The following is a 4,202-nucleotide window of genomic DNA, read 5'->3' as shown; positions in this document are numbered from 1 at the left end:
TTGTCTGATATGGAGGATTGCAAAACATCTGATCGAGCAGGTTATCCACCGCCGGCCAGCGTCGTGGTCGTAACAGGTGCGTATTCCACGCAAATCGAGCAGCCGTTCCACGGCAAAGCGAGCAGGCATTCCACGCGAAGCCGAACGGATATTCCACAGCAAAGCGAGCGCTGCGGACGTAGCGACGCGGGGTGAGTTCTTTTACTCCTTCTCGTCTTCGGTGGTCAAACCATTTCGGCGCTTGCGCATCGATTCGCCTGATAGCGTGAGTCGATGTGCGTTGTGAACCAGCCGGTCGAGAATCGCGTCAGCAAGCGTTGGATCACCGATGGCGGCGTGCCAGCTATTGACCGGGATCTGGCTGGTGACGATCGTCGAACACCGGCCGTGCCGGTCGTCGAGCACCTCGAGCAGATCGCGCCGCGCCGGATCCGACAGCGGCGCCATGGCGAGATCATCCATGACGAGGATGTCGGTCTTTGCCCATTGTGCGAGCAGCTTCGCATAGCCGCCGCCACCGTGCGCGATGGCCATCTCCTCGTTGAACTTCGGCATGCGCAGATAGCAGGCCGAGAAGCCCTGACGGCATGCCTGGTTGACCATCGCGCATGCAAGCCAGCTTTTGCCAAGCCCGGTTGGCGCGACCAGAATCACGTTCTGATGCGCCCGTATCCATTCGCCGGCAAGCAGCCGGGCGAGTAATACGCGGTCGAGTCCGCGGGGCTCGCGGTAGTTGATGTCCTCCGGTACCGCGTCAGGGAAGCGCAGCTTCGCGCGGCGCAGCCGCGCCGTCAGAAGTCGCGACTGACGTTCGCTTGCTTCGCGTTCGACGAGCAGTCCGAGGCGCTCCTCGAAGCCGAGCTGATCGATGCTGTTCTGGGAGTGCTGGTCGGCCAGCGCGGCGGCCATGCCGAACAGGCGCAGCTCGTGCAGCCGTTCAACGGTCGGGTGATGCAGCATGTCAATACGCTCCTTTTAATGGAAGTAGGACGGCCCGCGCACGTTGGCGTGCACGAGCGGCAGTTCGGTCTGGGCGACGGGCGCATCGGCCTTGCTCTCCAGACCATTCTTCAACGTTGAGGCGATGAACCGGTAGCTCGGCGCCTTCAGATCAATGGCGCGCTGGCAGGCGGCTTCCAGCCGCGCACGGCCGTAGTCCTTGCCCATGCGCAGCACGCCCAGGCAGGCGCGGTAAGCCTGCTGCGGATGCTGGCGACCGCCAAGCAGGTGTTCGATGACCGCAGCGGTGTGCGGACCGATGTCGGTGGCCCAGTTGATCAGCCGTTGCGGATTCCACTCCGTGGTGGCAGCCCGATGATTCGGCGGCATATGGGCAGCGATCGTGGTGTGATGGCCGCGGCGCTCGCTCTTCGCATGCGCGGCTATACGCTGACCGCGCAGGAAGATCTCGACCGTTGTCTTTGTATGGCGCACGTCGACCTGCTCGCGCGCGTGGCAGTACGAGACCGAGTAATAGTGTTCGTCGAGTTCGACGTGGTAATCGATGCCCACACGCGCAACCTTCCACTGTGCATACTGATAAGGCCTTTCTGGCAGCGGCCGAAGTGCTGGGCGATCAAGTTCCTCGAAGGCGCTGCGGCGGCAGCCGGGCAGCTTCTTGAACGGCCTGTTGTTCAGTTCGACGAGCAGCGCGGCTATTGCGCGATTGGCTTCGTCCAGGCTGAATAGCCGCTGGTTGCGCAACCGGGCCAGAATCCATCGCTGTGCCAGGAGCACCGACTGCTCGACCTTCGCCTTGTCGCGGGGCCGACGTTTGCGTGCCGGGATGATCGCCATCGAGTAATGGGCAGCCATCTCGCCGTAGGTGCGGTTCAGAACCGGATCGTAGAAGTCGGCCTTGTGTACGCCGGACTTCAGGTTGTCGGGCACCAGGATCTCGACACAACCGCCGATGAAGTTCAGTGCGCGCACATGCGAACCGATCCAGTCCTCAAGCTGCTGGGTCCAGGTGACCTCGGCATATGTGTAGTTCGATGCGCCGAGCGTCGCGACGAACAGTTCCGCCTCGCGGATCTCGCCGGTGTACGGATCAACGATGCCCAGCCTGTTACCCGAGTAGTCGATGAACAGCTTCTCGCCCGGAGTGTGTGTCTGGCGCAGCGTGACCGGCAGGGCCGCCGCCCAGCGCTCGTAGTGCTTGCAGAACCAACTGTAGCCGTAACCTTCGGGCTCCTGGGCCTTGTACTCGTTCCAGAGCAGGTCCAGCGTTACGCCTCGCCTGCCAAGCTCGCGATGCACGAGCGCCCAGTTGGGCAGAGGGCGTGTCCGGCTCAACGACGGTGGCGGCGGAAACAGCAGCGCCTCGAGTGCCGCGTCGTCCATCGACATGGCCTTCCCGAAGTCCAGTTGCGCACGCCGGGCACGGTCCAGGTAGTCCCAGACCGTCGCGCTCGAAGCGCCGATCGTCGTCGCGATCTCGCGCTGGCTACGTTCACATAGGAAACGCAGGCGCAGCACTTCCCTGATTTGGCGCATGGATAACCTTCTATTCGACATTCGGCCGCCCGACAAAATCGTCAAGCGTGCCATGGTTATCCGCGTCGCCGTCCCTCCACCTTACTGCTCGGTTACGCGTGGAATTCGCGCTCGGGCAGTCGTGGAATCCCTGCTCGGTTTGCCGTGGAATCGGCGCTCGCTTTGCTGTGGAATCCGTGCTCGGTTTGCTGTGGAATCAGCGTTCGGTTTGGCGTGGAATACGCATAACAGGCGACCCGCCGGCCGGCCGTGAATAACCTGTCGCGCTCTCGAATGGGAGATAACTGACGGAAAAATGGATCGCGAAAGGGCTTGACTTCCAATGCCCCATAGAAGTCTTACTGTGTCACATAATCAGTTGCGCGGTCTATTACCGGGCTATGCCATCGTTGCATGAGCCGTAAGCCAAGCAGGATGCGCAACGTGGTAATGGAATCAGGAACGTGGCGTTGAGCGCGCTGGACTGCCCCGTGGGATGTAATCCGGGGGAAGGGCAGGCAGCGCGCGTTCGGGGAAGTTTTTTTTATCGCGCTCATCTGAACGCATCCTGAGTCGCTGAGCCATCAGAAACCCATACGCAGCGATACTCAGCGTGGCGTGATGGTGAAAGCCCCGCCACCCTCGTCCTTCATAATGACCGAGCCCGAACTCCTGCTTCAGGTCCTGATAGTCGCGCTCGATGCGCCAGCGCATTTTGGTCACGAACACAAGCTGCTCGAGGGTCGCCTCTTCGGGGGCGGTAGTGAGAAAGTATTTGAGCGGCTCCGTATCGCCATCAGGCCATTCAATGAGCAGCCATTCTTCTTCGCGAACAGTACTTCGCCACGTGTCGCGATGTGCGGGGCGAACCCGCACGGCGGCAAAGCGTGAGGAAAGTGCCGCGTTGCTGCCTTCCCGCCAGGTTACGGCCTGCCAGGCGGTTGCGGGCAATTGCATGGCCAATTCCTTCACCACGATCGGCTCGTGGCCGGGCGCACGGCGCAGCAATGTCGGTGGCTTGCCGCGTCCGCTCCAGGGCTTGGGCGGAAGCGGCGCTGTACCTGGCGCCCACACAGAGGTGCCCGGCCGGATCCCTACCGCGTACAACAGACCCAGTTCAGTTATGCCCTCACGGAATGCGGTTTCGTCGCCATACCCAGCGTCGGCCAGCACGATGCCCGGCGCAACGCCGGATGCTATAGCCTCGCGAAGCTGGGCCAGCGCAATCTGTGGCTTGGTCTGAAAATCCAGTTCGTCGGGAATGCCAGCGCGACGGGCACGTTCCCGGTCGTCAATCCATTCCTTGGGGACATACAATTGCCAGGCAATTGGCAGGCTGCCGCGTTGCGTCGCGATCGACAGGCTCACGGCGATCTGGCAGTTGTCCTGTTTGCCGAGTTGCCCACAGTACTGACGTGCCACCCCGACCGAATGACGTCCCTTCTTTGGAAAGCCGGTGTCGTCAATAATCCAGTAGTAGCCGGCCTCTTCAGCAGCGTGTGCGTCTAACGCGGGCATCACCCATTCGCGTACCCGCTGCAAGACCGCAGGATCAGACCAGTCTGCCTTGGCCACAAAGTGGTGGAGTGACTGGTGCTTCGCACTCGCGTGAAGTGGGTCAATATGCGCGGCCATCGGCTCGACGCTCTTACGTGACAACGGCAATACCAGGCCCGAACAGTAGCCCTTGAGACCGGCATAGCGATCGGCATGCCCTAACGCCTGTG

4 protein-coding genes and 1 pseudogene are annotated in these 4,202 nt (G+C 61.8%); 1 reads left to right on the top strand and 4 read right to left on the bottom strand.

All coding sequences use genetic code 11. The annotated features are described in order from the left end of the window. A partial coding sequence (locus tag J8I87_RS43485) for a hypothetical protein (protein ID WP_209938778.1) occupies positions 1 to 195 on the top strand: 195 nt, incomplete at its 5' end. Between the two features lie 6 nt (positions 196 to 201). On the opposite strand, the gene istB is transcribed toward J8I87_RS43485, so the two are convergent. From istB to J8I87_RS43470, 4 genes and pseudogenes are all read right to left on the bottom strand, one after another. Further along, on the bottom strand, positions 202 to 960 hold the full coding sequence (istB, locus tag J8I87_RS43480; RefSeq protein WP_209938776.1) for an IS21-like element helper ATPase IstB: 759 nt from the start codon (positions 958 to 960) through the stop codon (positions 202 to 204). 15 nt (positions 961 to 975) lie between these two features. Beyond that, positions 976 to 2,517, bottom strand: a complete 1,542-nt coding sequence (istA, locus tag J8I87_RS43475; protein WP_209938780.1) for an IS21 family transposase — start codon at positions 2,515 to 2,517, stop codon at positions 976 to 978. Continuing rightward, positions 2,507 to 2,671 (bottom strand): annotated as a pseudogene (locus J8I87_RS46630) (hypothetical protein); the annotation flags it as partial. The gene istA and the pseudogene J8I87_RS46630, both read right to left, overlap by 11 nt. Positions 2,672 to 2,931: 260 nt before the next feature. Continuing rightward, the coding region (locus J8I87_RS43470) for an IS701 family transposase (RefSeq protein WP_209938774.1) at positions 2,932 to 4,202 on the bottom strand (1,271 nt) is incomplete at its 5' end.

Origin of the sequence: Paraburkholderia sp. LEh10, from assembly GCF_017814945.1 — a bacterium.
GTDB lineage: Bacteria > Pseudomonadota > Gammaproteobacteria > Burkholderiales > Burkholderiaceae > Paraburkholderia.
The sequence above is the reverse complement of the archived record's forward strand: the minus strand, read 5'-3'. Positions and strand labels throughout refer to the sequence as shown.

Coding starts and splice junctions, on each gene's coding strand:
- istB (WP_209938776.1), bottom strand. CDS start 960: ATGCTGCATCACCCGACCGTTGAACGGCTGCACGAGCTGCGCCTGTTC.
- istA (WP_209938780.1), bottom strand. CDS start 2,517: ATGTCGAATAGAAGGTTATCCATGCGCCAAATCAGGGAAGTGCTGCGC.